The organism is Novosphingobium sp. FG137 (genome assembly GCF_057809735.1).
The window spans coordinates 334,743-361,742 of the sequence record NZ_JBMDKN010000001.1 but is presented as its reverse complement, the minus strand read 5'-3'; the positions used below and the strand labels follow the sequence as shown (position 1 = coordinate 361,742).

General features: G+C 65.1%; 27 protein-coding genes and 1 riboswitch. Of the genes, 7 read left to right on the top strand and 20 right to left on the bottom strand.

The window, feature by feature from the left end; genetic code table 11:
- From ACODS2_RS01560 to ACODS2_RS01490, 15 genes are all read right to left on the bottom strand, one after another.
- Positions 1-2,202 (bottom strand): putative bifunctional diguanylate cyclase/phosphodiesterase, encoded by a 2,202-nt coding sequence (locus tag ACODS2_RS01560; protein WP_488997280.1) that lies wholly within the window; start codon positions 2,200-2,202, stop codon positions 1-3.
- Between the two features lie 244 nt (positions 2,203-2,446).
- Positions 2,447-3,862 carry an ammonium transporter gene (locus tag ACODS2_RS01555; RefSeq protein WP_488997279.1) on the bottom strand — a complete coding sequence of 472 codons (1,416 nt, stop codon included), beginning with the start codon at positions 3,860-3,862 and terminating at the stop codon, positions 2,447-2,449.
- Positions 3,863-3,933: 71 nt separating this feature from the next.
- Positions 3,934-4,272, bottom strand: a complete 339-nt coding sequence (locus ACODS2_RS01550) for a P-II family nitrogen regulator (protein WP_072384441.1) — start codon at positions 4,270-4,272, stop codon at positions 3,934-3,936.
- Positions 4,273-4,462: 190 nt separating this feature from the next.
- Positions 4,463-5,020, bottom strand: a complete 558-nt coding sequence (locus ACODS2_RS01545) for a pyridoxamine 5'-phosphate oxidase family protein (protein WP_488997278.1) — start codon at positions 5,018-5,020, stop codon at positions 4,463-4,465.
- Positions 5,020-5,889, bottom strand: coding sequence for an alpha/beta fold hydrolase (locus tag ACODS2_RS01540; protein WP_488997277.1), 870 nt, complete (start codon positions 5,887-5,889; stop codon positions 5,020-5,022). The genes ACODS2_RS01545 and ACODS2_RS01540 overlap by 1 nt, the downstream gene beginning before the upstream one ends.
- A 55-nt stretch (positions 5,890-5,944) precedes the next feature.
- Positions 5,945-6,793 (bottom strand): NAD-dependent epimerase/dehydratase family protein, encoded by an 849-nt coding sequence (locus ACODS2_RS01535; protein WP_488997276.1) that lies wholly within the window; start codon positions 6,791-6,793, stop codon positions 5,945-5,947.
- 4 nt (positions 6,794-6,797) lie between these two features.
- The gene (locus tag ACODS2_RS01530) at positions 6,798-8,327 is read right to left on the bottom strand and encodes a peptide chain release factor 3 (RefSeq protein ID WP_488997275.1); all 1,530 of its coding nucleotides are present in this window, start codon (positions 8,325-8,327) and stop codon (positions 6,798-6,800) included.
- Between the two features lie 38 nt (positions 8,328-8,365).
- Complete coding sequence (locus ACODS2_RS01525; protein WP_488997274.1) at positions 8,366-8,758, bottom strand: hypothetical protein; 393 nt, start codon at positions 8,756-8,758, stop codon at positions 8,366-8,368.
- Positions 8,759-8,767: 9 nt separating this feature from the next.
- On the bottom strand, positions 8,768-9,649 hold the full coding sequence (locus tag ACODS2_RS01520) for an aldose 1-epimerase family protein (protein ID WP_488997273.1): 882 nt from the start codon (positions 9,647-9,649) through the stop codon (positions 8,768-8,770).
- Between the two features lie 23 nt (positions 9,650-9,672).
- Positions 9,673-12,072, bottom strand: coding sequence for a phenylalanine--tRNA ligase subunit beta (gene pheT, locus ACODS2_RS01515; protein ID WP_488997272.1), 2,400 nt, complete (start codon positions 12,070-12,072; stop codon positions 9,673-9,675).
- The gene (pheS, locus tag ACODS2_RS01510; RefSeq protein ID WP_488997271.1) at positions 12,069-13,157 is read right to left on the bottom strand and encodes a phenylalanine--tRNA ligase subunit alpha; all 1,089 of its coding nucleotides are present in this window, start codon (positions 13,155-13,157) and stop codon (positions 12,069-12,071) included. The genes pheT and pheS overlap by 4 nt, the downstream gene beginning before the upstream one ends.
- Positions 13,158-13,203: 46 nt before the next feature.
- The gene (locus ACODS2_RS01505; protein ID WP_488997270.1) at positions 13,204-14,034 is read right to left on the bottom strand and encodes a helix-turn-helix domain-containing protein; all 831 of its coding nucleotides are present in this window, start codon (positions 14,032-14,034) and stop codon (positions 13,204-13,206) included.
- 236 nt (positions 14,035-14,270) lie between these two features.
- On the bottom strand, positions 14,271-14,630 hold the full coding sequence (gene rplT, locus ACODS2_RS01500; protein ID WP_054122467.1) for a 50S ribosomal protein L20: 360 nt from the start codon (positions 14,628-14,630) through the stop codon (positions 14,271-14,273).
- Positions 14,631-14,643: 13 nt separating this feature from the next.
- Complete coding sequence (gene rpmI / locus ACODS2_RS01495) at positions 14,644-14,847, bottom strand: 50S ribosomal protein L35 (RefSeq protein ID WP_054122496.1); 204 nt, start codon at positions 14,845-14,847, stop codon at positions 14,644-14,646.
- A 153-nt stretch (positions 14,848-15,000) separates the two neighbouring features.
- On the bottom strand, positions 15,001-15,906 hold the full coding sequence (locus tag ACODS2_RS01490; RefSeq protein WP_488997269.1) for a homoserine O-succinyltransferase: 906 nt from the start codon (positions 15,904-15,906) through the stop codon (positions 15,001-15,003).
- Between the two features lie 43 nt (positions 15,907-15,949).
- Positions 15,950-16,064, bottom strand: a riboswitch (SAM-I-IV-variant riboswitch).
- A 127-nt stretch (positions 16,065-16,191) separates the two neighbouring features.
- Between ACODS2_RS01490 and ACODS2_RS01485 the strand changes: the two genes are divergently transcribed.
- Both ACODS2_RS01485 and bfr read left to right on the top strand, forming a co-directional pair.
- Positions 16,192-16,368 carry a (2Fe-2S)-binding protein gene (locus ACODS2_RS01485; RefSeq protein ID WP_488997268.1) on the top strand — a complete coding sequence of 59 codons (177 nt, stop codon included), beginning with the start codon at positions 16,192-16,194 and terminating at the stop codon, positions 16,366-16,368.
- Positions 16,369-16,427: 59 nt separating this feature from the next.
- The gene (gene bfr, locus ACODS2_RS01480) at positions 16,428-16,907 is read left to right on the top strand and encodes a bacterioferritin (protein WP_488997267.1); all 480 of its coding nucleotides are present in this window, start codon (positions 16,428-16,430) and stop codon (positions 16,905-16,907) included.
- A 4-nt stretch (positions 16,908-16,911) separates the two neighbouring features.
- Here the strand turns inward: bfr and ACODS2_RS01475 are convergent, their stop codons facing one another.
- From ACODS2_RS01475 to ACODS2_RS01465, 3 genes are all read right to left on the bottom strand, one after another.
- Positions 16,912-18,189, bottom strand: coding sequence for a Xaa-Pro dipeptidase (locus ACODS2_RS01475; RefSeq protein ID WP_488997266.1), 1,278 nt, complete (start codon positions 18,187-18,189; stop codon positions 16,912-16,914).
- Positions 18,190-18,252: 63 nt separating this feature from the next.
- Positions 18,253-18,699, bottom strand: a complete 447-nt coding sequence (locus tag ACODS2_RS01470; protein WP_488997265.1) for a gamma-glutamylcyclotransferase family protein — start codon at positions 18,697-18,699, stop codon at positions 18,253-18,255.
- A 15-nt stretch (positions 18,700-18,714) separates the two neighbouring features.
- Positions 18,715-19,506 carry an inositol monophosphatase family protein gene (locus tag ACODS2_RS01465; RefSeq protein ID WP_488997264.1) on the bottom strand — a complete coding sequence of 264 codons (792 nt, stop codon included), beginning with the start codon at positions 19,504-19,506 and terminating at the stop codon, positions 18,715-18,717.
- A gap of 215 nt (positions 19,507-19,721) precedes the next feature.
- Between ACODS2_RS01465 and ACODS2_RS01460 the strand changes: the two genes are divergently transcribed.
- Complete coding sequence (locus tag ACODS2_RS01460) at positions 19,722-20,666, top strand: helix-turn-helix domain-containing protein (RefSeq protein WP_488997263.1); 945 nt, start codon at positions 19,722-19,724, stop codon at positions 20,664-20,666.
- Here ACODS2_RS01460 and ACODS2_RS01455 read toward each other — a convergent pair.
- The gene (locus tag ACODS2_RS01455; protein ID WP_421839730.1) at positions 20,650-21,204 is read right to left on the bottom strand and encodes an rRNA large subunit pseudouridine synthase E; all 555 of its coding nucleotides are present in this window, start codon (positions 21,202-21,204) and stop codon (positions 20,650-20,652) included. The two genes, ACODS2_RS01460 and ACODS2_RS01455, sit on opposite strands and share 17 nt — an antisense overlap.
- A gap of 125 nt (positions 21,205-21,329) precedes the next feature.
- Here ACODS2_RS01455 and ACODS2_RS01450 point away from each other — a divergent pair, with 125 nt between their 5' ends.
- Positions 21,330-22,223: a haloalkane dehalogenase gene (locus ACODS2_RS01450; RefSeq protein ID WP_488997262.1), complete on the top strand. Its 894-nt coding sequence runs from the start codon at positions 21,330-21,332 to the stop codon at positions 22,221-22,223.
- A gap of 68 nt (positions 22,224-22,291) precedes the next feature.
- On the opposite strand, the gene ACODS2_RS01445 is transcribed toward ACODS2_RS01450, so the two are convergent.
- Entirely contained in the window at positions 22,292-23,227 is a 936-nt protein-coding gene (locus ACODS2_RS01445) for a ribose-phosphate pyrophosphokinase (protein ID WP_298174438.1), read from the bottom strand.
- A 155-nt stretch (positions 23,228-23,382) separates the two neighbouring features.
- On the opposite strand from ACODS2_RS01445, the gene ACODS2_RS01440 reads away from it, so the two are divergent.
- From ACODS2_RS01440 to gltX, 3 genes are all read left to right on the top strand, one after another.
- Complete coding sequence (locus ACODS2_RS01440; protein ID WP_298174435.1) at positions 23,383-25,062, top strand: NAD+ synthase; 1,680 nt, start codon at positions 23,383-23,385, stop codon at positions 25,060-25,062.
- An 82-nt stretch (positions 25,063-25,144) separates the two neighbouring features.
- Positions 25,145-25,567: a hypothetical protein gene (locus ACODS2_RS01435; RefSeq protein ID WP_488997261.1), complete on the top strand. Its 423-nt coding sequence runs from the start codon at positions 25,145-25,147 to the stop codon at positions 25,565-25,567.
- 52 nt (positions 25,568-25,619) lie between these two features.
- Complete coding sequence (gltX, locus tag ACODS2_RS01430; RefSeq protein WP_488997893.1) at positions 25,620-26,945, top strand: glutamate--tRNA ligase; 1,326 nt, start codon at positions 25,620-25,622, stop codon at positions 26,943-26,945.
- The last annotated feature ends 55 nt before the right edge of the window (positions 26,946-27,000 follow it).

The following is a 27,000-nucleotide window of genomic DNA, read 5'->3' as shown; positions in this document are numbered from 1 at the left end:
TTACGGATCGACGCGCAGATTGGCGCCCTTCCAGTCGCTTGCCATGGCGAAAGCGGGCATCGAAGCCTTGCCATCCTCACCCCCGCCGATGAGATGTGGGCCGACCGGCTGTCCGCCTTCGCCGCGCGGGCTTTGCGGCAGGCCGGCTGCGGCAAGCTGATAAGGCGAGGCGCGGTGGCGCGTGCACAGGCCGCCATTGCCATCGGGCACAAGCGCCTGCTCGAACTCAAGCCCTTGCTGGCGCTTGCGCGAGCGGCGGACGCGCGCAACCGCCAGCTGGCCTTCGCCGAGATCGATCACGAATTCGGCACCGACCGGCACATCGACAAGGCCCTCGATCAGCGCGCCGGAGACCGAGAGGTTGCGCAGCACGACCGGGTAGTAGTGGTTATCATGGATCGCGCCAATGCGGCGGAACATCGCCTGCCGATCATGGCGCTGGAAGGCTGGGCCCGAAGGCTCGATGATCCAGTCGCCTTCGTTGAGCTTCTGGACGAACTGATCGTTGGGGATCGGGTGGCTGTAGATGTAGCCCTGCACCAGCGTGACGTTGAGGCTTTTCATGAGATCGAACTGGTCGAAGCTCTCGACGCCCTCTGCCGTCGTGTCCATTTCCAGCGCCTGCGCCAGCGCGACAATCGCGGCGATGATGGCGCGGTTGCGCGAGCCTGCCTCGGTCGCGCCGCGCACGAAGGACTGATCGATCTTGATCTTGTCGAACGGCGCCGTCTTCAGATAGCCGAGCGAGGAATAGCCGGTGCCGAAATCATCGAGCGCCAGCCGCACGCCAAGGCCCTTGAGCGCCTTGAAGCGTTCGTTGGTTGCGCCGCCCTCCTGCAGGAACACGCTTTCGGTGATCTCCAGCTCCAGCCGTTCGGGCTCGATGCCAGAATTGGCCAGCGCGCTGGCGACGAGTGCCGGGAAGCCATCATCCGCGAATTGTACGGGCGAAACGTTGACGGCCACGCGCAGGCCGCCGGGCCAGGCCGCAACTTCCTCGCAGGCGCGGCGCAGGACCCATTCGCCGATGCCTTTGATGAGGTTCGATTCCTCGGCAATCGGGATAAACCGCGCCGGGCTGACCGGGCCATGTTCGGGGTGGTTCCAGCGCACCAGCGCCTCGACGCCGACGACATGGTTGTCCGCCGCCCGCACGACCGGCTGGTAGTGAATTTCGAGCTCGTCCCGCTGCAGTGCGTCGTGGAGGTCTTCCTCGAGCAGGCGGCGGTCGGCAGCGGCCTTGAGGAGGTCCGCGCTGAAGAACCGGAAACGGCCGCGCCCGCCGCCCTTTGCGGCATAGAGCGCAAGGTCCGCATTGCGCACGAGGCTGTCGCTGTCCTCACCATCGAACGGGGATACCGCGACACCGACCGACGCGCCGATCAGGCAGCGGCTGCCATCGATCGTATAGGGCTGCGAGATGCTGGTGATGATGCTCGTCGCCATATCGCCGAGCACACCGCGATCCTCGACCCCCGGCATGATCACCTGGAATTCGTCACCGCCGAGACGGCTGACCTTCTCCTTGTCGCCCACCACGCGGACAAGCCGGGCTGCCACCTGCTTGAGCAGGGCATCGCCGGCCGCGTGGCCCAGGGTATCATTGACCTGCTTGAAGCGATCGAGGTCGATCAGCATGATCGCGCAGGGGCTGCGCTGCTGGGTGCACTGGGTGAGCGTGCGTTCGAGCAGCTGCGACATGCGCCGCCGGTTGAGCAGGCCGGTCAGCGCATCATGCATCGCCATGTGCGAGCTTTCCTCGGCCGAGCGCCGTTCGCCGGTGATGTCCTCGCAGTGGCCGCGAAAGCCGGCGAATTCGCCGCGATGGGTGATCGGCTCGCCGGAGATGGCCCACCACAGCGTCTCGCCATCGCCGCGCTCGCTGCGCACGGTAATCTTCTCGAAGCGCCCTTTGCGCGCGAAAGCGAAGGGCAGCGTTCGTTCGCCTTCGCTCTCATTGCCGGTCTTGAGGAAAAGTTCGAGGAAGGTCTGCCCCGTGGCCGTTCCCTCCCCCACCAGCAGCGCATGGGCACCGGGCGAGAGGTAGGTCAGGCGCCCTTCCGCATCGGTGGACCAGAAGAAGCCGAGGCCGAGATCTTCGTAGGTGTGGCACAGCGCCGCCGCTTCGCTTTCGGATGTGCGGGATGGTGAGGCATCGACTGCCCCGATCCCGAAAACCTCGCGTGCCTTGCGCAGCACCACTCAGATATCCCCTAGCTAGCTGATTACTAGACATTAGGTATGTAACCCAAGGGCGTTGTGGGAAGGTTAACGGGGACTCCAAGCCTCTAGCTCGGCCGGCAACATGCTGTTGTAAAACAAAAAAGGGCCGGAAGTGCGGTTGCACTTCCGGCCTTAGTCTGTTCGCAGGAGGAACATCGTCTGGCGGGGCCCCGTCGGGCTAGAGGGAGAGGATCTCGCCCACTGGCCCCGCCAAGCTGGTTAATCAGTAGTTGTAGGCACGCTCACCATGGTCAGCGATGTCGAGGCCTTCGCGCTCGCCTTCTTCGCTGATCCGCATGCCCAGGGTCTTGTCGAGAACGAACCAGATCGCCGCCGTACCGACACCGGACCACACAAGGGTCAGGAGCACCGCCTTGACCTGGACAATCAGCTGGGCAGCGATGTCGTAGGTCGGAGCCGCAACAGCCGGGAACTGGGTGTAATCGATGACACCCTGGCCGCCGAGTGCCGGCGAAGCGACAATAGCGGTGGCGATGGCACCGGTGATACCGCCGATGCAGTGAACACCGAAGACGTCGAGCGTGTCGTCGTACTTGAACTTGTTCTTCACCGTGCTGACGAAGAAGAAGCAGAGCGGCGAAACCACGAGGCCGAGGACGATCGAGGTCATCGGCGCGCCGTAACCCGAAGCCGGAGTAATCGCGACGAGACCGGCGACGGCACCCGAAGCAGCACCCAGCATCGAAGGCTTGCCGTGCACGACCTGCTCGACAATCGCCCAGCTGACCGCAGCAGCGCAAGTGGCGAGCATCGTGTTGACGAAGGCAACCGCAGCGACGCCGTTCGATTCAAGGTTGGAGCCCGCGTTGAAGCCGAACCAGCCAACCCACAGCAGCGAGGCGCCGATCATGGTCATGGTCAGCGAGTGCGGCGGGGTGGCTTCCTTGCCATAACCCAGGCGCTTGCCGAGGAGGAGGCAGCCCACGAGGCCCGCAATACCGGCGTTGATGTGAACGACGGTGCCGCCCGCAAAGTCCAGCGCACCCATGGCCCACAGCAGACCGGAGTCGGTCGGCGCATCGACGAGGAAGTCCGGACCAGCCCAGTACCAGACCATGTGCGCGATCGGGTAGTAGACGAAGGTCGACCACGCCACCACGAACACCATCAGCGGGGTGAATTTGATGCGCTCAGCAAATGAGCCGATGAACAGCGCCGGTGTGATCATGGCGAAGGTCATCTGGAAGACGAAGTAGCTGAGTTCGGGAATGTAGACGTTGTTGGAGAACGTCGCCGAGTAGGTCCCGCTGGTAACGCCAGCCATGAGCGCCTTGCCGAAGCCGCCAATGAACGGCGAGCCGCCGGTGAAGGCGAGGCTGTAACCGTAGGTTGCCCAGAGCAGGCCCGCGATCGAGACGATCATGAACACCTGCATGAGAACCGAAAGCATGTTCTTGGTACGAACGAGACCGCCGTAGAACAGCGCGAGGCCCGGAATGCTCATCATCAGGACGAGCACGGACGAAACGAGCATCCAGGTGGTGTCACCCTTGTTCACCATGGTCGCCTGGGCCGCCACGTCGGGCGCCTTGACCATTGCCGCCTGGGCAAAGGCAGTGGAAGCGGCGCCGAGCGTCAAGCCTGCGCCCACGACCCCGCCGATCATCTTACGGATCATCGAAGTTCCCCTCATGTCAGAAGTGGCGGTCCCCACCGCGCTTGCCGACACTGCGTTGAAAGACAGGCCGCTCACAGCGCGGTATCCCCGGTTTCGCCGGTGCGGATGCGGGTGGCCGAAGCAAGATCGAGAACGAAGATCTTGCCGTCGCCGATCGCCTCGGTGCTGGCGGTCTGCTGGATCACCTCGATGATCCGGGGGGTCAGATCGTCGCTCGCAGCGATTTCGATCTTCACCTTTGGCAGCATATTGGTGGTGTATTCGGCGCCGCGGTAGATCTCGGTCTGGCCCTTCTGACGGCCGAAACCCTTCACTTCCGACACCGTCATCCCGGCAACGCCCAGCCCGGAGAGCGCCTCGCGCACTTCGTCGAGCTTGAACGGCTTGATGATGGCGATGATGAATTTCATTCATGCCCCCTTTGCGGCCTTCTCGCCGGGCGACCCGCCGGCTGACTAGGCTTCGCAAACACCGTGCCAAATGCGCGGAACGTTGGAATCAGGGGGTTTCTCTTCGCGACTGCGGAAAACTACGCAGTCGGCACGCTCGAATCTTGTGCAGATTCCTGCGTCTGCCCAAAAAATGGGCAGACGCCATGCCTCAATTCCCGCGGAAGAAGCGGTCCGTGGGCGTGGTCGGGAGGCCGTCAATGCTGGTTCTGCGGCCCGAGGTCTTGGCCATCCATGCCGCCTCGTCGGCCTGGGCGTGGTACTTGACCAATGTGTGCCGCTCGGTCTCAAGCGTCATGACCGGGACACCCCAACCGCAGCTGGTCTGCACGGTGTCGACCGCGATGTCGAAAATCTGGCGGGTGCCGGACAGGATGGTGAAGTGGGCCGCAAGTTCTTCCCACTCCGGATCCTGCGGCAGGACCGGGCGGCCGGTGCCGTAGAGGCGCAGGATCAGCGGAGGCTGGCCGAAGTTGCACATCATGATCGTGATCCGGCCATCGGCCACCAGATGCGCGTGAGTCTCGTTGCCCGAGCCTGCCAGATCGAGATAGGCGACCCGATTGGGCCCGAGCACGCGGAAACTGTCATACCCCTTGGGCGAGAGGTTGATCCGCGCGTCCGCCGCCGCCGTTGCCACGAAGAAAACGCTCTGCGCGCCCATCATCGCCTCATGCTGAGGCAGGATGCGGTCGGTGAAATCGGCCATCAGAGGAAATCGCGCAAGGTCGCGATGAAACGGTCGAACTGATCGTGGTGGAGCCAATGCCCGGCGTTCTCGAACTCGAGCACCTTGCCATCGCGGAAGTGCTTGATGCGGCCATCGCGCTCCGGATTGCCTGCCCACGAATCCGCGCCGTTGAGCAGCAGGGTCGGGCAGGTGATCGCCTCCCACAGCTCGTGCTTGCGTTCGGTGGAGATGTCGTAGGGGTGATCGATGTGGACGTAAGGGTCGAACTTCCAGGTGAAAGTCCCGTCCTCGTTACGGTTGATCCCGTGGATCGTGAGGTGGCGAGCCTGCACGTCGGTGAGGTAGGGATTCTCCGACTTCATGCGCGCATAAGCGTCTTCAAGCGTCGCGTAGCGGCGCGGCAGGCGGCCGGCGGCCTTGCGCTTTTCGGCGATATAGTCACGCACGCGGCGAGCGAAGGGCACGTCCTTCATGCGCAGTTCCCAGTCGGGCGTGGGGAAAATGCCCTCGATCGCGACGAGCTTGGCCACATCCTCGGGGAAAAGGCCCGCATAGCGCAGCGCGACGTTGGCGCCCCATGAATGCGAGACGATGGTGACCGGGGCCAGGCCGAGCTGGTGCACCAGTTGCGCAACGTCGTAGACCATGTCCATCGTGCGATAATTGCCGTCGGACGCCCACTCGCTGTCACCATGGCCGCGGTGATCGAGCGCGATGACATGCCAATCGTCGCGCAGGGCCTCGGCCGTCCAGTCCCAGCTGCGGCAATGGTCGCGCCCCCCGTGGATGAGGAGGAGCGGCGGCTTCTCCGCATTGCCCCAGTCAACATAGTGAAGGCGCAGGCGCTGCGAGATGAAGGTGTTCGAGGTGGGGCCGAGCAGTGTCATAGGATGTCTCTGCCGCAGGTGCGAACAGGCCGCAAGTGCGGTTGTAACGCGCAGGCTAGACGCGCTGGCGCCACGAAACACGCGGCACGTACCCGATCAGGTCGCCCGCGCGGGCCGAGGAGAGCAACGAAGCCTCGCCCGCAAGGCTCTCGGCCAGCGGCACGGCGGGGAAGTGCTCCGCCATCAGATCGCGCGAGGGACGGCCCATCAGATTCTCTGCAGCGGCGATGATCATCGCCTCGTGACCGGTTGTCTTTGCCTCCAGCGCGCAGCGGCAGGCCTCGGCAGCGTCCTGCGCGTCAATATAGCTCCACAGGTTCCACTTGCGGCTTGCCGGGTCGGCCTGGATCTGCGGCAGCAGCGCGTAGTCCTCAGCCACATAGACGTTGGAGAAGCGCAGCGAGACCACGGCGAGGCCGGCATGCCAGCGGGTGAACTCGTCGGCCATGGTTTCCCCCACCCGCTTGCCGAGCGCGTAGGACCAGTTTGGAAGCAGCGGGTGCGTCTCGTCGATGGGGGCGAAAAGCGGCGGCTCCGCAAAGGGGAGGCCGAGAATCGTCTCGCTGGAGGCCCAGACAACGCGGCCGATGCCGAGGCGCGCGGCAGCCGAGAACACGTTGTAGGTGCCCATCACATTGATGCGAAAGGCGGCCTCGTCGGTCGTCGCGCCGGGCTTGGGAATGCCGGCAAGGTGGAGCACGGCATCGAAGCGGCGGGCTGCCGTATCAACCCCGGAAAGTGCGCCCATGACCGCGCCGAAATCCGCGCAATCGAGCCGTACCGTATCGTCTCCATAGACCGAACTGACGATATCGAAGCCGGTGACGCGGTGCCCTGCTGCCCTGAGCGCCGCGACCGCAACCTTGCCGAGTTTGCCGCTGCTGCCTGTGACCGCGATGCGCATGGCTTTACCGCTCCTTGGTGGCGCTGAAGGTCAGCTCCGGATTGCGTTCCTGCTGGTAGCCGACATCCCACGCCGAGCGCGCCATGAATACGGGATCGCCGTCGCGGTCCTTGGCGAGATTCGAAAGGTTGAAATCGGCAAAGTTGCGCAAGGCAGCATCGCTACCTTTGATCCAGCGCGCGGTGTCGAACGGTGAGGGTTCGAGCACGGCCTCGACCTTGTATTCCGCTTCCAGACGGGAAATCAGCACGTCGAGCTGGAGCTGGCCCACCACGCCGACGATCGATTGCGCACCGATCTCCGGGTAGAACACCTGGATCACGCCTTCTTCCGAAAGGTCGTCCAGCGCCTTCCTCAGCTGCTTGGTCTTGGTCGGGTCCTTCAACTGGACTCGGCGGAGGATTTCCGGCGCGAAATTGGGCAGGCCGGTGAAGCGGACGGTGTTCTTTTCAGACAGCGTGTCGCCCACGCGCAAAGTGCCGTGGTTGGGGATGCCGATGATGTCCCCGGCCTCGGCAGTATCGGCAATCTCGCGGTCCTGCGCGAAGAACAGGATCGGCGAATGGACGGCGATCGGCTTGCCAAGTCCCGAGGGCGTGAGCTTCATGCCGCGCTTGAAGGTGCCCGAGACCATGCGCATGAACGCAATGCGGTCGCGGTGCATCGGGTCCATGTTGGCCTGGACCTTGAACACGAAGCCGGTGACTTCGGGGTGATCGGTCTCGATTGTGCCGCTGTCCGACGGCTGCGGACGCGGCGGCGGGGCATAGCGGGCGATGGCGTCGATCATTTCGGCGACGCCAAAGTTCTTGAGCGCCGAGCCGAAGTAAACCGGCGTGAGATCGCCGTTGCGGTAGGCGGTGAGATCGAATTCGGGATATCCGACTTGCGCGAGCTCGATTTCCTCGGCGATCTCGGCAGGGATGGCACCATCGACGAGCGGATCGCGCTTGCCGAGGAATTCGCGGCTGTCGCCTTCGGGGCGGGCGATCGTGCCTGTCGCAAAATCGAGCACGCCTTCGAAAATCCCGCCCATGCCGATGGGCCAAGACATCGGGCAGACATCGAGCGCAAGCGCATCGGCGACTTCATCGAGCGTTTCGAACACCGGGCGGCCTTCGCGGTCGACCTTGTTGACGAAGGTGATGATCGGCACCGAACGCAGGCGGCACACCTCGAACAGCTTGCGCGTCTGCGGCTCGATGCCCTTGGCCGCATCGATCACCATGATCGCCGAATCGACTGCGGTCAGCGTGCGGTAGGTGTCTTCGGAGAAGTCTTCGTGGCCCGGGGTATCGAGCAGGTTGAAGACGACGCCGTCTTTCTGGAAGGTCATGACCGAAGACGTGACCGAGATGCCGCGCTGCTGCTCGATCTTCATCCAGTCAGACCGGGCGCGCCGCGCCTGCCCGCGCGCCTTCACCTCACCGGCCAGGTGGATAGCGCCGCCCTGGAGGAGCAGCTTCTCGGTCAGCGTGGTCTTGCCCGCATCAGGGTGCGAGATGATAGCAAAGGTGCGGCGATTGGAACTCATGTGCGCCGCCTAGCCGAGGGGCGCGGCGGTGTCACGCCTCAGCCGCGCAGAGCGAGCAGCAGCAGGACCGGCCAGATCACCACGATCGCGGCGAAGGTTCCGGCGACGCCCCACGGCACCGGCGCCCCGGCACGGATCGCGGGCCAGACGAAGAGCGCAAGCCACAGCGTCTTGTAGAAGATCTGCACCAGGAGCAGCGGCGCGAAAAAGGCGGGGGCGAAGAGGCCGCAAACGGAGGCCGCAAGGATCGCCGACCACAGGCTGAGCACCAGCACACGCAGGCCGGCGCTTTCCGTCACGGCGCCCTGAAACACTGTGGCAGCGGCGGTGGGCGCGATCATGCCCCAGCAGACCGGGGCAAGGATCAGGATATTCGCCGCGAAGGCAACATGCAGGACATCTGGGTTGGCGAAAATGACGGCGCTCGGCATGCCTGAAGATTAGGCAGGACGGATGGTCACATCCATTCGGAAGTTGCAGCTTGCCCCTTGAGGCAGGACCATCACACCGGGTTTGTCACCGAACTCTCCAGCATAGCCCACCGGATCGGAATGGCCCTGCCACGGCTCGATGCAGATGTAGCGCGCGCCGGGGACCTGCCAGATGCCGAGCATTGGGCTATCCGGGAAGGCGATGTCGAGCCAAGTGCCGCCATCGGCTCCATAAGACAGGCGGCGGCTGGCGAGTTCGGTCCAGATCAGCGCATCGTGGCGGAAGAGTTCGGGTTCGAGCGGGAGTTCTCGGCCCTGCACCGGGCTGGGCACGCCATCCGGGCGGAGCAGGCCGCTTGCCTTGTCGAGTTGGCGGATAGGCTGCGGTTCGTCCGCCTCGAACACCACGCAGTGGGCGGCCTTGTCGGCACCGCCGGGAAGCGGCCAGGCGAAGGCCGGGTGGTAGCCGAAGCTGAAGGGCAGCGGGGCATCGCCGGTGTTGTGGACCGTCGCCGTCATCGCCAGCGTCATGCCGGAGAGCGTGAAGGCCATCTCGAGCGCGAAGGCAAAGGGATAGCTGGCCCGGGTCTCGGCGCTGTCTTCCAGCCGGAACACCACGCGATCCGCCAACTGCTCGGTCAAAGCAAATGCACTGCGGCGGGCGAAGCCGTGTTTGGGCATCCGGAATGCCTGCCCTTCATGGCGCAGCGTGTCTTCCGCCAGCGCGCCGACAATCGGGAACAGCAGCGGCGCGCGGCCCGACCAGAAGGCCGGGTCCGCATCGGTCATGTACTCACGGCCAGATGCATCGGTCAGCGAGGAAAGCTCCGCGCCGAACGGGTTGATCCGCGCGGTGAGGTCTTCGCTTGCAAGGACAACAAGATCGGTCATCGGTCCCCGGCTGGCAGGTGTTTTCAGGCGCGCAGCACGCCGCCGAGCTTCGCTCCGGCTGCCACGATCTTGTCCGTGATCGCCTTCAAGGTCGCCTCGTCGTAGCTCTTCTCGACCGGCTGCAAAGTGACTTCGACGGCCAGCGACTTGTGACCTTCCGGCACGCCCTGCCCTCGGAAATCATCGAACACACGCGCGGCGACCACGTTGGCCTTGTCCGCCCCGCGCACGGCGCGCAGCAGATCGCCAGCAGGGAGTGCGGCGGGCACGAGGAACGCGTAATCGCGCGTGACGGCCTGCAGCGCGGGCGGCGCGAAGTGCGGGCGCGCGAAGCTGCCGGGGCCCTTGCGCGCGGGGATCGCACCGAGGAACAGTTCGACCACCGCAACCGGCCCGGCCAGATCGAAGGCCTTGGCGGTGGTGGGATGCAGCAGACCGAAGCGCGCGAGCACGGTCTTGGGCCCGAGGCGCAAGGTGGCGGACTGGCCGGGGTGGAATTGGCTGCCTGCCTCACCCATCACCTGCAGGTTGTCGACCGGCGCACCAGCTTCGGCGAGGAGCGCAAGCGCCTCGGCCTTGGCATCGAACGCATCGAAGGCCTTGGCCTTCCCTGTCGCCCAGCCGCGCGGTGCAGCTTCGCCCGCGAGCACGACGGCGAGGCTGGGCTGCTCGTCGCTCGCGCCGCCTTCCCCGCGCAGATAGCGGCGGCCGATCTCGAACAGACGGACCGAAGTGGCGCCGCGATCGAGATTGCGCCGCGCCGCCGAAAGCAGGCCCGGCAGCAGCGAGGGGCGCATGGTCTTGAGGTCTTCGGAGATCGGATTGGCCAGCGTCCAGAGATCGCCATCAGCAAAGTGCGCGGCCTCGCTCGTGGGGAGAAACGACCAGGTCACTGCCTCGTTCAAGCCACGCGCGGCGGCGGCACGGCGGATGCGGCGCTCCTGCATCTGCGCGGGCGTGGCGGTAGGCTTGGCGACGCCGTCGGCGCGCGGCAGCGGGGTGGAGGGCACGGCATCGAGGCCATGCACTCGGATCACTTCCTCGACGATGTCGGGCGCGCCGTCGACGTCCGGGCGCCAGGTCGGCACCGTCACATCCCAGTGCCTGGCCAAGTCTTCGAGAACTTCGAAACCAAGCGCGGCAAGGATGCGCTTCTGTTCGCCATTGGCGACATCGATCCCGCCAAGATTGCCGGCGAGCGCCGGATCATATCCGATGCTCTTGCGCGCAAGCGGGGGCTGGCCGGCGCGGATCACTTCGCTCGGCTCGCCGCCGCAGATCTCGAGGATCAGGCTGGTGAGCAGGTCCATGCCGGTATCAAGGAAGGCTGGATCGACCCCGCGCTCGAAGCGGCCGCGCGCGTCGGAAGTGAGCGCCAGCGCCTGCCCGGTGCGGGCGATATTGGCGGGGGTGAAGTAGGCAACTTCGAGGAGGACGTCCGTGGTCGTCTCCGAGCACCCCGAATGTTCGCCGCCCATGATCCCGGCGATATCGTGAACGCCAGATTCGTCGGCGATCACGGTCATCCATGGTTCGAGCGCGTATTCCTTGCCGTTGAGGGCAAGGCAGGTCTCCCCTTCCCGAGCCTTGCGGGCGCAGACGGCGCCGGAGAGCTTGGCGAGGTCATAGGCATGCGCGGGGCGGCCATAGCCGAGCATCACGTAGTTGGTAATGTCGACCAGCGCCGAAATCGGGCGCTGGCCCGCGCTCTTGAGGCGGTCCTGCAGCCACTGCGGGCTGGGGCCGTTCTTCACACCGCGAATGACGCGGCCGTAGAAAGCGGGGCAGCCTTCGGGGTCTTCGGTGCGGACTTCCACCGGACAGGGGAAGCTGCCGGCGATCGGCGCGACGTCGATCGGCTTGAGCACGCCAAGGCCCGCCGCCGCGAGATCGCGCGCGATGCCGTGGACGCCCATGCAGTCCGGCCGATTGGGCGTGATCGCCACGTCGAACACCGGGTCGGAGCCGAGATAATCGGCAAAGCTGGTGCCGATGGGTGCATCGGCGGGCAGCTCGATGATGCCATCGTGCTCTTCGCCAAGGCCGAGCTCGCGCGTCGAGCACATCATGCCGTTGGATTCGACGCCGCGGATGGCGGACTTGCGAAGCTCCATGCCGTTGGCCGGAACCACTGCGCCGGGAACGCCGAGAACGCCGACGAGGCCCGCGCGCGCATTCGGCGCTCCGCAGACAACCTGCAGCGGGTTGCCATCACCCAGATCGACCGAGAGGACTTGCAACTTGTCCGCCTGCGGGTGCCGTTCCGCCTTCAGCACGCGGGCGACGCGGAACTTCTTGAGCGCGGCGGAGGCATCCTCGACGCCTTCGATCTCGAGGCCGAGCGAGGTCAGCTTCTCGGCAATGGTGCGGGCATCGGCCTTGGTATCAAGCAGGGCCTGGAGCCATGAGAGAGCAAACTTCATGCGCGCACTCCCACGCCGCCGGAAAGGGTCGGCACATCGAGCGCGCCGAAGCCGTAGTGCTGGAGCCAGCGCACATCGCCATCGAAGAAGGCGCGCAGATCGTCCATGCCGTATTTGAGCATGGCGAGCCGGTCGACACCGGTGCCGAAGGCAAAGCCCTGCCATTCATCGGGATCGAGCCCGCCGAATTCGATCACCTTGCGGTTGACCATGCCGGAACCGAGCACTTCCATCCAGCCGCCGTTCGCCGCATCGCCGCTGCCGCCGACCACGCGCTTGCCATTGATCAGGGTGTAGCCGACGTCGACTTCGACCGAAGGTTCGGTGAAAGGGAAGTAGCTGGGGCGCAGGCGCAGGACGATATCTTCGCGTTCGAAGAAGGCCTTGAGGAAGGTTTCCAGCGTCCACTTGAGGTGGCCGAGGTGGATCCCCTTGTCGATCACGAGGCCCTCGATCTGATGGAACATCGGGGTGTGCGTGGCGTCGCTATCTGACCGGTAGACGCGGCCCGGCGCAATCACGCGCAAGGGCGCGCCCTGGCTGAGCATCGAGCGGATCTGGACCGGCGAGGTATGCGTGCGCAGCAGCATCGAGCGGCCTTCTGCATCCTTGTCCGGGAAGTAGAACGTATCGTGCATCGCACGCGCCGGGTGCGTTTCGGGCATGTTGAGCGCGGTGAAGTTGTGCCAGTCGTCCTCGATCTCCGGACCCGTCGCCACGGCAAAGCCCATGTCGGCGAAAATCTCTGCCAGCTCGTCCATGACCTGGCTGACCGGGTGGACACTGCCGCGCGGGGCCGCCGGTGCGGGGAGCGAAAGGTCGGCAGTCTCCGCCGCAAGCTTTGCCTCGAGCGCGGCGCTTTCCAGCGCGGTGCGGCGTTCACCGAGCGCGGCGGTGACGGCCTCGCGCGCGGCGTGGATGCGCGGCCCGGTACTGGTGCGTTCCTCGGGGCTCATGCCGCCCAGCGACTTGAGCAGGGCCGAGACCCAGCCCTGCTTGCCAAGCGCGCTGACGCGGAGCGCCTCGACGGCTTCGATCGTGTCTGCCGCTGCAATCGCGGCGAGTGTAGGTTCAAGCTGTTCCATCGCGCCCGCCGCTAGCGCCAAACGGCGCGGAATCCAAGGCGCGCGTTCAGTCCCTTGAGGGATCGTGCAATGCCTGCACCGGTGCCCCGGCGGCCACCATGCGTGCGCGCATGACCCCGGCGAGCACCGGATGGGGCAGCGCGGCGTAAGCGCTAGGGCTCATCCCCATGAAGTGGTGGAACTCGCGCACGAACTGCGCCTGATCGTGATAGTGCGAATCGATGGCACCGATCCACTTCAGCGAGGGATCGAGCATGTACTGCGAGAGGCTGCGCATGAAGCGTTGGCGGCGCAGCAGCAAGCTGGGCGGAAAACCGAAGTGACGGCGGCAGACGCGCTCCAGCGTGTGCGTGGGCAAACTGGTCCGCTGCGCCATGTCCGCCACGCTGCCGACGTCGGGATCGACAAGTGCATGATGAACGGTCCGAATGCGCGCTTCCTCGGGCAGAGGACGGGCTGCGAGGCTTTCGAAGTGGCGGGTGATGCGCTCGAGCTCAGCAGCTTCATCAGGCTCAGGCCCGAACAGCGTATCCACCAGAGGACACAGCGGCGCAAATGCCGGTTCCGCCGCCGAATCGCAGAGGCGATCGGCATAGGCATTTGCCGGGGCGGCAACGAACTTGGCCCAGCCGAGGGGCAGCAGGCCGATCCCCCAGATGCGCGAGGTCCCTGTGGTGAAGCGCACCGCAGTGCTGGTCGGCCCGGTGACAATGCCGGTGACGCCGCCGAACGGGGCGGCACCGCGGATCTGCGAAACAGGGAGGGCTCCGCTGATGATGCGCAGATTGGCCCATTCGGGGTGGAGATGATCGGTGACCTGGCCTTCGGCGCCAACAACGATTTCGGTGATGTAGAAGGTTGTGAAATAGGGGCGCATGGCCGCGGGCGGCTGATGGAATCGTACCCTGACGGCACATGGACCGTTCACTATTGCGCCCCTCGTTATTATCCCCGTTGGTAGGATCATAACGCCTATGGGCCACAACGGGAACAGTCCAAAATGGCAAAAAGGGCACCGGTCCCAAGACCGGTGCCCCCTTGCATTTCAGCCAGATTCAGAAATCAATAACCGCCAAACGCACCAGATTGGAACGTCGGGCCGTTACATTCCGATCAGTTCGCCAAAGCCTGCTTGGCCTGCGCGATGATCGCCGTGAAGACAGCGCCTTCATTCATCGCGAGATCGGCCATGGCCTTGCGATCGAGTTCGATCCCGGCAAGCTTGGTGCCGTGGATGAACTGCGAGTAGGTCAGGCCTTCGGCGCGGACAGCGGCGTTGATGCGCTGGATCCACAGACCGCGGAACTCCCGCTTCTTCACCTTGCGGTCGCGGTACGCGTACTGGCCGGCCTTTTCGACGGCCTGACGGGCAACGCGGATGGTGTTCTTGCGGCGGCCCCGATAGCCCTTGGCCTGTTCGAGAATGCGCTTGTGCTTGGCGCGGGTGGTAACACCCCGTTTGATACGGCTCATGGTCTAACGCTCCTCAGTTCAGCCCGTAGGGCGCCCACTTCTTGATCACCTTCGCATCGGCGTCGGAAATCACGTCCATCCCGCGGTTCTGGCGGATGTACTTGGCGTTGTGGCTGATCAGGCGGTGGCGCTTGCCGGCGACGCCGTGCTTAACCTTGCCGGAGGCGGTGATCTTGAAGCGCTTCTTCACACCGCTCTTGGTCTTGAGCTTGGGCATTTTCGTCTCCTTGATAAGGGTGCGTCCGACCCGCCGTGGCAGCCCTGCATGGCCAGGCAAGTCATCGAATCCGCACCCGATGAAGTGGGCGCGCTTAGTGGCGCATGGCGCAAAAGGCAAGCGATTGCGCTTTGAGGGGACCGAATGGCCGAGTCAGCCGCCGATCTCCTCCCGGTCGAACGGGGTCGTCTGGTAGGTCTCGTTGATCCAGTTGCCGAACAGCAGGTGGCCGTGGCCGCGCCAGGTGTTGGACGGTGCGGCGGCAGGATCATCGCCCGGAAAGTAGTGCAACGGCAGGCTGCGCCCTTCATCGCGCGCATATTCGCCCGCAAGCGTCAGCGTATCGTATTCGAGGTGGTTGAGCATGTGGACCGCGTTGTTCGCCGGATCGCTGACAAGGCAAAGGCCGGTCTCCGGGCTGTCGGCCAGCACGGTGAGCCCGCGCCCGGCGGGAAGATCCGCACCGCGCAGCTCGCTCCAGCGCGAGACGGGGACATCGAACCGATCAGGCAGCCCGCGCATGAGCGGATTCGCCGGCGCACGGTTGACGTGGCTGAACACCCCGGTCGCCTTTTGGGTCAGCGCATGCTTTGGCACGCCGTGGAAGTGGTGCAAGGCGGCCATGGCGCCCCAGCACAGCGTCAGCGTGCGGTGAACATTGTGCCGCGACCAATCGAGGATGCGGCACATCTCGTCCCAATAGGTCACCTCCTCGAATTCGATCTGCTCGACCGGAGCGCCGGTGATGATGAGGCCATCGAACTTCTCGGTGCGGAGATCTTCCCAAGGCCGGTAGAACGAGGTGATGTGCCCGGCCGAGGTGTTCTTGCTGACGTGATCTGAAATACGCACGAGATCGAGTTCGATCTGCAGCGGCGTTGCGCCGAGCAGGCGGGCAATCTGGGTCTCGGTGGTGATCTTGTCGGGCATGAGGTTGAGCAAAGCGACGCGCAGGGGACGAATGTCCTGCCGCGCGGCCTCGGTCTCGCTCATGACGATAACGCCCTCGGCCTCCAGCGTGCGGCGGGCGGGCAGATTGTCGGCGATGCGGATCGGCACGTGTCGTAACCCTTCGAACTTCGCGGGAAACGACGCCTGCAGCCTTGTTCCGTTTGGTTGCCGGACCGGCCACATCCCTTCGCTAGCGAAGGCGCCACCTTGCCCGGAAACCGGCAGGTTGGCGTCGGGGCGTCATTCCCCAACTCTTGATGCGGGGCGAGACATAGGGCCACTGCCCTTGAAATGCAACGCCCTGCCGCGTCCGGACAAACGCGCAGATCCCACTTGCTATTGCAAATGCCTCGCATTAAGTATTGTGCGACACAGCGTGAGGATTCGCTCCCGATGTATATCTGCATCTGCAATGCCATCCGCGAAAAAGACCTGCGCCGCGCCGCCTGCGAGCAAGGCGGCGATGCCGAATCGCTCTATGCCAAGCTTGGCTTTGCCCCGCAGTGCCGCCAGTGCCTGGAAGATGCCGAGCAGATCGTCGCCGAAGCGCGGTCCTGCATTCTGGCCTGACTTGCCTTGCGCCGGATCGCTGGTCTGACTACTCTTGGCGCCTAGCGAGGAGACGCAGCGTGAAGGGTGATGCCAAGGTCATCGAATTCCTCAACAAGGCCCTGCTCAACGAGCTGACCGCCATCAACCAGTACTGGCTGCATTACCGCATGCTGGCCAACTGGGGCCTCAAGAAGCTCGCTGCATACGAGCGCCACGAATCGATCGACGAGATGAAGCACGCCGACCGTCTGGCGGACCGCATCCTGTTCCTCGATGGCCTACCCAACTTTCAGGCCATCGGCCGCCTGCGCATTGGCGAGGACGTCGAGGACGTGCTCAAGGCCGACCTTGCGCTGGAACATGATGCGATCCCGCTGCTGAAGGACGCGATTGCGCATTGCGAGAGCGTGCGCGATTTCGTCAGCCGTGATCTGTTTGCCGACATTCTCTCCAACGAGGAAGAGCATGTCGACGTGCTGGAAACCCAGTTCGAGATGATCGCGCGGATGGGCCTCGCCAACTATATCCAGCTCAACAGCGAGGCTTCGGAAGCCTGACCCATCAAGGCGCGGCGCGGACCACCACCTCGCCGCCCTTCATGACGAACGCAGGCTTTTCCAATACGCGCACGTCGGCGAGCGGATCGCCGTCCACCGCGACCAGATCGCCATAGCGGCCCGGCGCGATCGCGCCTACGTCGGCGGTCTTGTCCAGTGCCTCGGCCGCGCTTCTGGTGGCGGCCTGGATGGCCTCCAGCGGGGTCATGCCCCATTCGACCATCTTGGCGAACTGCTTGGCATTGTCGCCGTTGGGATAGACACCGCCATCGGTGCCGAACAGCAGCTTGACCCCGGCGGCGTGGGCGGCACGGAACGTCTCACGCTGCTTGCGGCCCACAAGGCGCTCCTTGGCGAGGCTTTCCTCGAAAACCCCGTTCTTCGCGCCTTCGGCAAGGATATAGTCGTCGTTGTAGATATCCATATCGAGCCAGGCGCCCTTGGCCTTGGCGAGCTTGAAGCTCTCGTCATCGGCAAGGCTCGCGTGCTCGATCGTATCGACGCCGCCGCGCAGCGCATCGTTGATACCGGCGGTGCCATGCGCATGGGCCGCGACCCGCATGCCGAGCATGTGCGCTTCGTCGGTGACCGCCTTGATCTCCTCAAGGCTCATCTGCTGGCCGCCGACGGAATCGGTCTTCGAGAGGACCCCGCCGGTCATGCAGACCTTGATGACCTCGGCACCATACTTGCGCATCTTGCGCACGGCAGCGCGGAATTCATCGGGCGAGTTGGCGATCCCCGGCGCCGGCACCGTGATCGAAGGCGGATACTCGGTCGAATCGCAGTGCCCGCCGGTCGCGCCGAGCGCATAGGTTGCGGGCACGATGCGAGGACCCGTGATGTAGCCCGCCTCGATACCCTGCTTGAGCGCTACATCATCGTAGTTGCTCGATCCGACATTGCGCACGGTCGTGAACCCGGCCTCGACGGTGCGCTTCGCATTGGCAACGCCGACGACGGTCCAGAAGTTATCGGTGTATTCAAGAGTGCGGTAGCCGCCGAAACGCGGATCGCCGGTGAGATGGACGTGCATGTCGATCAGGCCGGGAACGAGCGTGCGCGCGCCGAGATCGATCGTCTCCGCGCCGGCAGGAACAGCCTCTCCAGCCTTGCCGACAGTGGCGATGCGGCCATCGGTGATCACGACCTGGACATTGTCCACCGTCCGGCCGGCGAGGACATCGACCATGTGCGCGGCGCGGACCACCACGGTCTTTGCCGAGGCAGGCGTGGCGGCCAGTGCCAAACCGATGGTGATCGCCCCGATTGCGCTGCGCATCTCTCTTGTCTCCAAATATGTCAGAAGCTTGCTCGCATGCAGGCTCGAAGCTGACAAGGCCGCTTATTCAGCGAGCACGCGAAGGCCATGCGCGGCGGCATGGGCCGCAAAGTCTCCGCCGGGGACCGCCCGCAGACCCACTGGCGCGCGGCGGTTCGGCAGATAGGCGGCAGCGCGCAGCGGGCCAGCGCGCGTATGGACGACAAGATTGGCGCGCCGATATTCACCGCGACCGGGGCGGCGTGGATCACAGTATTCCCAGGCGTCAAAGGCCGCGAGGACCGAGCGCGGGATCGGTTTCAAGCCGCCATAGACCCAGCCCTTGACTCGGCCAGCCCCTGGCAACAGCACCGGATAGACCCCTTGGCGATCACGCCGCAGGAACAGCGCGCCGCGCACCCAGCCGCGCCGGGGACGCCCACCGAGCCGTGGCAGCAGCGTTTCGGTCAGTGTGTTGGAATGCTCGTGGGTCAGCGTGCCATAGAAGAACAGGCGGCGCGGGGCGTGCATCGAATTGGTGGAGGATCAGTGGTGGCAGGCCAGCGCCTCGACCACGTCCTCAAGCCTTGCGGCATCGCCCACCGCGATGACGTGGCCATCGGACCCGGCGTGGAGCGGTTCTCCGTTCCAGTCCGCCATGGTGCCACCAGCCCCTTCTACAACGGGCACGAGCGCAGCCCAATCATGCAGCTTGAGCCCGGCCTCGCAGACGATGTCGAGGAAACCCGATGCGAGCATCGCGTAATTGTAGCAATCACCGCCCATCACCATGCGCTTGTGATCGGTCTTTGCCGCGAGGCTTATGAAGTGGGCGCCATCGTGATCGTCAAAATAGTGCGGACCCGTCGTGGCGAGCGCGGCATCGGCGAGCTGCGGGCAGGCGCGGGTGCGGACAGCATGGCCGTTGAAAGTCGTCGGCCGACCGATGACGCCGACCCAGCGCTCGCCCAGGATCGGCTGGTCGATCACCCCGAGCACGGGAAACCCTTCGACCACGAGCGCGATCAGGGTTCCGAACAGCGGGCGGCCCGCAAGGAAACCGGTGGTGCCATCGATCGGATCGAGCACCCAGCTGCGCCTGGACGAGCCCGGCGTGGCACCCATTTCCTCACCGATCACCGTATCATCCGGCGCCTCAGCGATCAGGATGGCGCGCATGGCCTCTTCCGCCGCGCGGTCCGCAAGGGTGACGGGGGAGGCATCGGCCTTGCGTTCAGCCGAAAGGCCGCTGCGGAAAAACGGGCGGATGGCAGCCCCTGCCGCATCGGCGAGGCGAAGGGCGAGGGCGATATCGCGATCCAGATCGGCATCTTTCATGGAACAGCATTGGCGCGCGTTCGGGAGCACGGTCAAGGGGGGCAATTGCAGCTTCTCGCAGCCCCTGGCCTTGCCTTCGAGGACCTGATGCCTTGGCGAAGCGGCAGGATTGTGCTTATCGATAGTGATATTGCGCACACCCGGGGGATGATGGGGTGGCTAGACCGATCACGGGCAGCTCAATTCTGCCCGGGTGAGGGCAATGAGGGACATTGATGAACCGGATGAGCAGACCTGCCGTTGACCCGGCGATCGCCTCGGGCGCGGCGGCGACGCGGGATGGCCAGCCGATCTCCTACAGCCGTGCACCGGCGCGCGATCTGCAGCCGTGGATTGCCCGGCTTTATGTCACCATCGTCGACGCCCCGGCGGACTACGCGCTTTCTTGCGGCATCTTCAGCGATGCGGCGATGCTGCGCATCCAGCTGCGCGGCGACTGGACAGCGGAGACAGCGGAGGGACGGCGCGAAATGGGCCGCGCCGCGCTCTACTTCGGTCCGCAGACGCGGCGCATGCCGATCACCGTCAAGGGCAGCTTCACCAGCGTTGGCCTGTCTTTCCGCGCGGGTGCCTGCCATGCATTGGGAAAGCTCAAGCTCGACACGATGTGCGACAAGCTGGCACCCGTTGAAACGCTGGGGCTGTGCCAGCACGAATGGATGAACCTGTGCGAGGCCGGCGGCTCGCCAGAAGACTGGTGCACTGCCATGGAAGACGCCATGCGCCGCCAGATTGCGCGCGCCGGCGGGGCCGAACCCGATCCGACCGCCGCTGCGGTGGAAGCCGCAGCCTTCACCAATCCCGAGATTACCGTCGCCCTGCTGGCGCAGCAGTGCGGAACCGAACAGCGCAAGCTCGAACGGCAGGTACGGCGCGATTTCGGCATGCCGCCCAAGCAGGTGCTGCGCCGCGCCCGCGCGCTCGACATGGCAAGCCACTTGCGCGGCGTGGCCGATCACGACGAGGCCGAGGCACTGGCACTGCGCTACTACGACCAGAGCCACCTGATCCGCGAGTTCACCGCGCTGTTCGGGATGAGTCCGCGCCAGTTCGTCGATTCGCCGCAGCCGCTGATGACGCTCTCGCTGGAAACCCGGCAGGCGCGGCGGCTGGAAACGATCTCCCGAATCGCGCCGGGCGATATCAAGCCCTGGCAGTAGGGCCTTCGCGCCATTCGCCGGGCGCAAGCCCCTCGAGCGTCCATTCGCCGATCCGCCAGCGCACCAGCCGCAAGGTGGGAAAGCCGGCCGCTGCGGTCATGCGGCGCACCTGCCGGTTGCGGCCTTCGCGGATGGTGAGTTCGATCCAGCAATCGGGCACGCTCTTGCGGAAGCGGACGGGCGGATCACGCGGCCAGAGCGAGGGCGGATCGATGCGGCGCACGTCGGCGGGAAGGGTTCGCCCATCTTTCAGCACCACACCTTGGCGCAAGGGCTCCAGCGCGGCTTCGTCCGGATCGCCTTCGACTTGCACCAGATATGTCTTGGCCAGCTTGAAGCGCGGATCGGCGATGCGCGCCTGGAGCCGGCCATCATCGGTGAGCAGGAGCAGCCCCTCGCTATCATGATCGAGCCGGCCGGCGGGATAGACACCGGGGCGCTGGATGTAATCGGCAAGTGTCGGGCGCGGCGGGCCATTGGGCTCCGGGCTGAACTGGCAGAGCACGCCATAGGGCTTGTTGAACAGGATCAGCGCCATCCCGCTTCCCATGGGCTGCGATGGCGCCCGTGTCAAAAACTGCCAGTCCGCCTGATTGCGCGAACCAACCCGCGCGCTAAAGTCGCGTGGCGGCGGCAACGAAAACACGATGGGAGACGGGCGCCATGGAAGCCTTGCGTACTGATGACAGCCGGTTCGAGAACCTGCCCGGTTATGCCTTTGCACCGCACTACATCGACAGCCTCAAGGGATATGACGGACTGCGCGTCCACTTCATCGATGAAGGCCCACGCGATGCGGCGACGACCTTCCTCTGCCTCCATGGCCAGCCGAGCTGGTGCTATCTCTATCGCAAGATGATCCCGATCTTTGCCAATGCTGGTTACCGGGTGATCGCGCCCGACCTGCTTGGCTTTGGCCGGTCCGACAAGCCGGTAGACGAGGCGACCTATACCTTCCACTTCCACCGCGGCATGCTGATGGCGTTCATCGCAGCGCTGGACCTGACGCACATCACGCTTGTCTGTCAGGACTGGGGCGGCATCCTCGGCCTGACGATTCCGCCCGCCATGCCCGAACGTTTCGAACGGCTGCTGGTGATGAACACCGCAATCCCGATCGGGCAATCTCCGGGCCCTGGCTTCGAGGCCTGGCGCGCCTACAATCGCAGCCAGCCGGATCTCGACATTGCGGCGCTCTTCAAGCGGGCGCAGGTGGGCCTGAGCGACGCCGAAGCTGCGGCCTATGGCGCGCCCTACCCCGATGCGCGCTACAAGGCCGGGGTGCGGCGCTTCCCCGAACTGGTGATGACCAGCCCGGACATGGAAGGCGTTGCCGAAGCCAAACGCGCCGCTGCGTGGTGGCAAAACGAATGGAACGGGCCAACGTTCATGGCGGTGGGGATGATGGACCCGGTGCTGGGGCCGGACCATATGGCAAACCTGCGCGCAACGATCCACGGCTGCCCGCCGCCGCTGGAAATCGCCGATGGCGGACATTTCGTGCAGGAGCGCGGCGATGTGATCGCCAAGGCGGCGCTGGAGGCTTTCGGGCTCTAGGATCTGGAGTCCGGCCCGGTGCCCCGACCCCCTCCCCCGTCAGGGAGAGGGCCGGAACCTCTTGAAAATCAATCGAACAGGCTGGAAACCGAACTTTCGTCGGCGATACGGCGGACGGCTTCGCCGATCAAGGGCGCAATCGTGAGCACGCGGATGCGATCGGACGCCTGGGTGGCCTCGGTCGGCAGGATCGTGTCGGTAATGACAAGTTCCTTGAGCGCCGAGTTGTTGACCCGCGCCACTGCGCCGCCAGAAAGCACGCCGTGGCTGATATAGGCGGCAACGCCCTTGGCTCCGCTATCGAGCAGTGCCTGCGCGGCGTTGCAGAGCGTGCCGCCCGAATCGATGATATCATCGATGAGAATGCACATGCGGCCCGAGACATCGCCGATGATGTTCATCACCTCGCTCTGGCCCGGACGGTCCCGCCGCTTGTCGACGATGGCGAGGGGGGCGTTGTCGAGCCGCTTGGCGAGCGCACGGGCGCGCACCACACCGCCAACGTCGGGCGAAACGACCATGAGATCCTGACCGCCGTAGCGCGTCTGGATATCGGCGGCCATGACGGGCGCGGCGAAGAGGTTGTCGGTCGGGATATCGAAGAAGCCCTGGATCTGCCCGGCGTGGAGATCGACCGCGAGTACGCGATCGGCACCCGCCGTGGTGATCAGATTGGCGACAAGCTTGGCCGAGATCGGCGTGCGCGGACCGGGCTTGCGGTCCTGCCGGGCATAGCCGAAGTACGGAATGACCGCAGTGATCCGCTTGGCCGAAGCGCGGCGCAGCGCATCGGTGCAGATCAGCAGCTCCATGAGATTGTCGTTCGCCGGATAACCGGTCGACTGCACGATGAACACGTCTTCGCCGCGCACATTCTCGTGAATCTCGACGAAGACTTCCTCGTCGGCAAAGCGGCGGACCGAAGCTTCGGTCAGCGGCAGTTCGAGATAGGCAGCGATGGCGCGGGCCAGCGGCAGATTGCCGTTGCCGGACATGATCTTCATGGGCTTCCCCGAGTCCCTCGAATCTGGGCGATGGGCAGGGCCTTAGCCCAAGATGACAGCATTGCAACGTTCGGACACATGGTTTTGCACCAAGGCCAACCTTGCACCATTGGATATCCTTGAACTGCTGCGCCAATGCCGCCTAGGGTCTGCCCATGGCCGATACACTCATCATCACGCTTGCCCAGCTCAACCAGAAGGTGGGCGATCTTGCCGCCAACGCCGCCACGATGCTCGCGGTGCGGGAGCGGGCCGAGGGCAGCGACCTCATCGTCTATCCCGAGATGCAGCTGATCGGCTATCCGCCGGAAGACCTGATCCTGAAGCCAGCACTGATAGAGCGGGCAGCCATCGCGCTCGAAGCCATGGCGGCGGCAACTGCGGATGGCGGCCCGGCGATGCTGGTCGGATCGGTCTTCGTCCGCGACGGCGCGCTTCACAACGGCGTGGCGCTGCTCGATCAGGGCAAGGTGGCGGCGGTGCGTTTCAAGGTGGAGCTGCCCAACTACGGCACCTTCGACGAGAAGCGCTATTTCCTCCCCGGCCCGCTGCCCGAACCGGTGCCGTTCAAGGGCGCGATGCTGGGCCTGCCGATCTGCGAGGATATCTGGCAGCCCGAAGTGTGCCGGCATCTGGCGGCGCAGGGCGCGGACATTTTCCTGTGCATCAACGGCAGCCCCTACGAGATCGACAAGGACGTGCTGCGCATCGACGGTGTCGCCAAGCGCCGCGCGATCGATACGGGCATTCCGCTGGCCTACCTCAACCGCGTGGGCGGGCAGGACGAAGTGGTGTTTGACGGGGCAAGCTTCGTCGTCGGCCCGGAGGGTGCGCTGTGGGTGCAAATGCCGGACTGGGAAGAGGCGATCGTCGATACCGTCTGGCAGAAAGTGCCATCGGGCGCCCAAGGTTCGGGGGGGCATCGCTGGCGCTGCCAGCCGGGCGTGGTTTCCGAACTCGCCGAGCATCCCGAGGACATCTACTGCGCGATGGTGCTCGCGCTGCGCGATTATGTGAACACGAACCGCTTTCCCGGCGTGGTGCTGGGGCTTTCGGGCGGAATCGATTCGGCGATCTGCGCGGCGATCGCGGTCGATGCGCTGGGCCCGGAGCGGGTGTGGTGCGTGATGATGCCGAGCGCCTACACCAGCGCCGAGAGCCTCGAGGATGCGGAGGCCTGCGCGAAGATGCTGGGCGTCCGGCTCGATACGATCCCGATCAGCCCGGCTGTCGATGCCTTTGCCGATATGCTGGCCCCCGCATTTGAAGGCCGCCAGCCCGATCTGGCTGAGGAAAACCTGCAATCGCGCATTCGCGGCACCACGTTGATGGCGCTTTCGAACAAGTTCGGGCCGATGCTGGTGACGACCGGCAACAAGAGCGAGATGAGCGTCGGCTACGCGACGATCTATGGCGACATGAACGGTGGCTACAACCCGCTGAAGGACGCCTACAAGACGACGGTCTTCGCGATTTCGCGCTGGCGCAACAAGGCGCGGCCCAAGATCGGGCTGGGGCCGGAAGGCATGGTTATGCCGGAGCGGATCATCACGAAGCCGCCAAGCGCCGAGCTGCGGCCGGACCAGAAGGATTCGGATTCGCTGCCCGATTATGCCGTGCTCGATGCCATCCTGCTCGGGCTGGTGGAGCACGAGAAGAGCGTCGATCAGCTCGTGGCCGAGGGATTCGACCACGCGACCGTTTCGCGGATCGAGCGGCTGCTGAATGTGGCCGAGTACAAGCGCCGCCAGGCGCCGCCGGGGGTAAAGCTGGGCATGCGGAATTTCGGGCGCGACCGGCGCTATCCGATAACGCATGGCTTCCGCACCGGTTAGGCTTATTGCGAACGATTCTCATTGACGTGCGGCGCTTACCGACTAATTTGCGAATCGTTCGCAATTAATCGGAGCCTGACTCATGAACGCGCCTGCCGGAAACCGCGCCGCAACGATTGCCCGGCTCGCGCAGCCCCCGGTGCTGCGCGAGAGATCGCCTCTGGCGCAGGATGTGATCCTCGCCATCCGGCTCTGCGCGCTGGCGGCGCGGGACGGCAGCGATCCCCTGCCCGCCCTCGCCTTGCGGCTGCGGCACTGCGAGGCCGCGTTTGCGGTGCATGAACTGATCCGCACGGTGACAAGGCACTGGCCGGAGCCGTTCGGGGTTGGCCGGGCGTGCTGCCAGCGCCTTTCGCCGGACGAGGTGACGCTGGCACGCATGGTTGAAGCTGGCCATGGGCGAAGCCATGCCGATTTCATGCGTACGATCGATGGTTTCGTGCCTGCCGCCGCCCATGAACCGCTGTGGGAGGCCTGTACCCACGCCGTCGTGCTGATGGGCTGAGCTTGTCGGGCCATCGCGGGCCGCTATAGGCGGAGCCATGCCGAACACCACCATCACGGTCACCACTCGCTTTGCGCCCTCGCCCACGGGCACACTTCATGTTGGCAATATCCGCACGGCGCTGCACAACTGGCTGCTGGCCAAGAAGAGCGGCGGGCGGTTCCTGCTGCGGATCGACGATACCGACATTGCGCGCAGCCGCGAGGAGCATGTCGAAGCGATCCGCGCCGATCTGGCGTGGCTGGGGCTGCATCCGGAGCGCGAGGAGCGGCAATCGGCGCGCTTTGCGATCTATGAAGCCGCCTTCGAGACGCTCGTCGCGGCAGGGCGGCTCTATCGCTGCTACGAAACCGCGCAGGAGCTGGACCTCAAGCGCAAGGTGCTGCTCGGGCGCGGGTTGCCGCCGATCTACGATCGCGGTGCGTTGGCGCTGACCGAAGAAGATCACGCGGCCAGGGCCGCAGCGGGCGAGCGACCGCATTGGCGCTTCCTGCTCGATCACGAAACGCCGATCGAATGGGTGGACGGCATTCGGGGACCGCAGCACTTCGACCCTCGCCAGATGTCGGACCCGGTGGTGCGCCGGGCGGACGGCTCGTGGCTCTACATGCTGCCTTCGGTGATCGATGACATCGAGATGGGCGTGACTGATGTGCTGCGCGGGGAGGACCATGTTTCCAATACGGCAACGCAAGTTCAGATGTTCACCGCGCTCGATGCGCCAGTGCCGCGCTTTGCGCATGAGGCGCTGTTGACGGGGGCGGAGGGCAAGCTTTCCAAGCGGCTGGGCTCGCTGGGCGTGGCGGAAATGCGCGAACAGGGAATCGAGCCCGAAGCGCTGATCGCGCTGCTGGCGCGGCTGGGCACGAGCGATCCGGTCGATCCGGCACTCGATGCGGAGGCCCTCGCCGAGAGCTTCGACCTGACGCGGTTCGGGCGCGCGCCGGCGCGGTTTGATGATGCAGAGCTGGCGCGGGTGAATGCCTCGGTGATCCACCGGTTGCCCTATGCGCGGGTGGCAGGCGGCCTGCCTGCGGAAATGGGCGCAGCGGCGTGGGAGGCGATCCGGCCCAATCTGAACAGCGTTGCCGAGGCGGCGGATTGGTGGCGGGTGGTGACGGGGCCAATTGCAGCGCCGCAGTTCGACGCCGAGACGCGGGCTTTTCTGGATCAGGCAGCGACTGTTGCCGCCATGCTCGACTGGAGTTGCGACCCGTGGAGTGCCCTTACCGGGGCGCTCAAGGATGCGACCGGACGCAAGGGGAAGGCGCTGTTCCTGCCGCTGCGGCAGGCGCTGACCGGCATGGACCATGGGCCGGACATGAAGGCGCTGCTGCCGCTGATCGGGCGGGATGAGACCGTGCGGCGGCTCGGTTGAAGTTACCCCTCCGACCCGCCTTCAGCGGCCCACCTCCCCATTTGTGCTTCGCAAA

What these genes read in the sequence shown, in the direction of transcription:
- ACODS2_RS01555 (WP_488997279.1), bottom strand. Translation starts at nt 3,862, where the DNA reads ATGATCCGTAAGATGATCGGCGGGGTCGTGGGCGCAGGCTTGACGCTC.
- ACODS2_RS01550 (WP_072384441.1), bottom strand. Translation starts at nt 4,272, where the DNA reads ATGAAATTCATCATCGCCATCATCAAGCCGTTCAAGCTCGACGAAGTG.
- ACODS2_RS01545 (WP_488997278.1), bottom strand. Translation starts at nt 5,020, where the DNA reads ATGGCCGATTTCACCGACCGCATCCTGCCTCAGCATGAGGCGATGATG.
- ACODS2_RS01540 (WP_488997277.1), bottom strand. Translation starts at nt 5,889, where the DNA reads ATGACACTGCTCGGCCCCACCTCGAACACCTTCATCTCGCAGCGCCTG.
- ACODS2_RS01535 (WP_488997276.1), bottom strand. Translation starts at nt 6,793, where the DNA reads ATGCGCATCGCGGTCACAGGCAGCAGCGGCAAACTCGGCAAGGTTGCG.
- ACODS2_RS01530 (WP_488997275.1), bottom strand. Translation starts at nt 8,327, where the DNA reads ATGAGTTCCAATCGCCGCACCTTTGCTATCATCTCGCACCCTGATGCG.
- ACODS2_RS01525 (WP_488997274.1), bottom strand. Translation starts at nt 8,758, where the DNA reads ATGCCGAGCGCCGTCATTTTCGCCAACCCAGATGTCCTGCATGTTGCC.
- ACODS2_RS01520 (WP_488997273.1), bottom strand. Translation starts at nt 9,649, where the DNA reads ATGACCGATCTTGTTGTCCTTGCAAGCGAAGACCTCACCGCGCGGATC.
- pheT (WP_488997272.1), bottom strand. Translation starts at nt 12,072, where the DNA reads ATGAAGTTTGCTCTCTCATGGCTCCAGGCCCTGCTTGATACCAAGGCC.
- pheS (WP_488997271.1), bottom strand. Translation starts at nt 13,157, where the DNA reads ATGGAACAGCTTGAACCTACACTCGCCGCGATTGCAGCGGCAGACACG.
- ACODS2_RS01505 (WP_488997270.1), bottom strand. Translation starts at nt 14,034, where the DNA reads ATGCGCCCCTATTTCACAACCTTCTACATCACCGAAATCGTTGTTGGC.
- rplT (WP_054122467.1), bottom strand. Translation starts at nt 14,630, where the DNA reads ATGAGCCGTATCAAACGGGGTGTTACCACCCGCGCCAAGCACAAGCGC.
- rpmI (WP_054122496.1), bottom strand. Translation starts at nt 14,847, where the DNA reads ATGCCCAAGCTCAAGACCAAGAGCGGTGTGAAGAAGCGCTTCAAGATC.
- ACODS2_RS01485 (WP_488997268.1), top strand. Translation starts at nt 16,192, where the DNA reads ATGTATATCTGCATCTGCAATGCCATCCGCGAAAAAGACCTGCGCCGC.
- ACODS2_RS01475 (WP_488997266.1), bottom strand. Translation starts at nt 18,189, where the DNA reads ATGCGCAGCGCAATCGGGGCGATCACCATCGGTTTGGCACTGGCCGCC.
- ACODS2_RS01470 (WP_488997265.1), bottom strand. Translation starts at nt 18,699, where the DNA reads ATGCACGCCCCGCGCCGCCTGTTCTTCTATGGCACGCTGACCCACGAG.
- ACODS2_RS01465 (WP_488997264.1), bottom strand. Translation starts at nt 19,506, where the DNA reads ATGAAAGATGCCGATCTGGATCGCGATATCGCCCTCGCCCTTCGCCTC.
- ACODS2_RS01460 (WP_488997263.1), top strand. Translation starts at nt 19,722, where the DNA reads ATGAACCGGATGAGCAGACCTGCCGTTGACCCGGCGATCGCCTCGGGC.
- ACODS2_RS01455 (WP_421839730.1), bottom strand. Translation starts at nt 21,204, where the DNA reads ATGGCGCTGATCCTGTTCAACAAGCCCTATGGCGTGCTCTGCCAGTTC.
- ACODS2_RS01450 (WP_488997262.1), top strand. Translation starts at nt 21,330, where the DNA reads ATGGAAGCCTTGCGTACTGATGACAGCCGGTTCGAGAACCTGCCCGGT.
- ACODS2_RS01445 (WP_298174438.1), bottom strand. Translation starts at nt 23,227, where the DNA reads ATGAAGATCATGTCCGGCAACGGCAATCTGCCGCTGGCCCGCGCCATC.
- ACODS2_RS01440 (WP_298174435.1), top strand. Translation starts at nt 23,383, where the DNA reads ATGGCCGATACACTCATCATCACGCTTGCCCAGCTCAACCAGAAGGTG.
- ACODS2_RS01435 (WP_488997261.1), top strand. Translation starts at nt 25,145, where the DNA reads ATGAACGCGCCTGCCGGAAACCGCGCCGCAACGATTGCCCGGCTCGCG.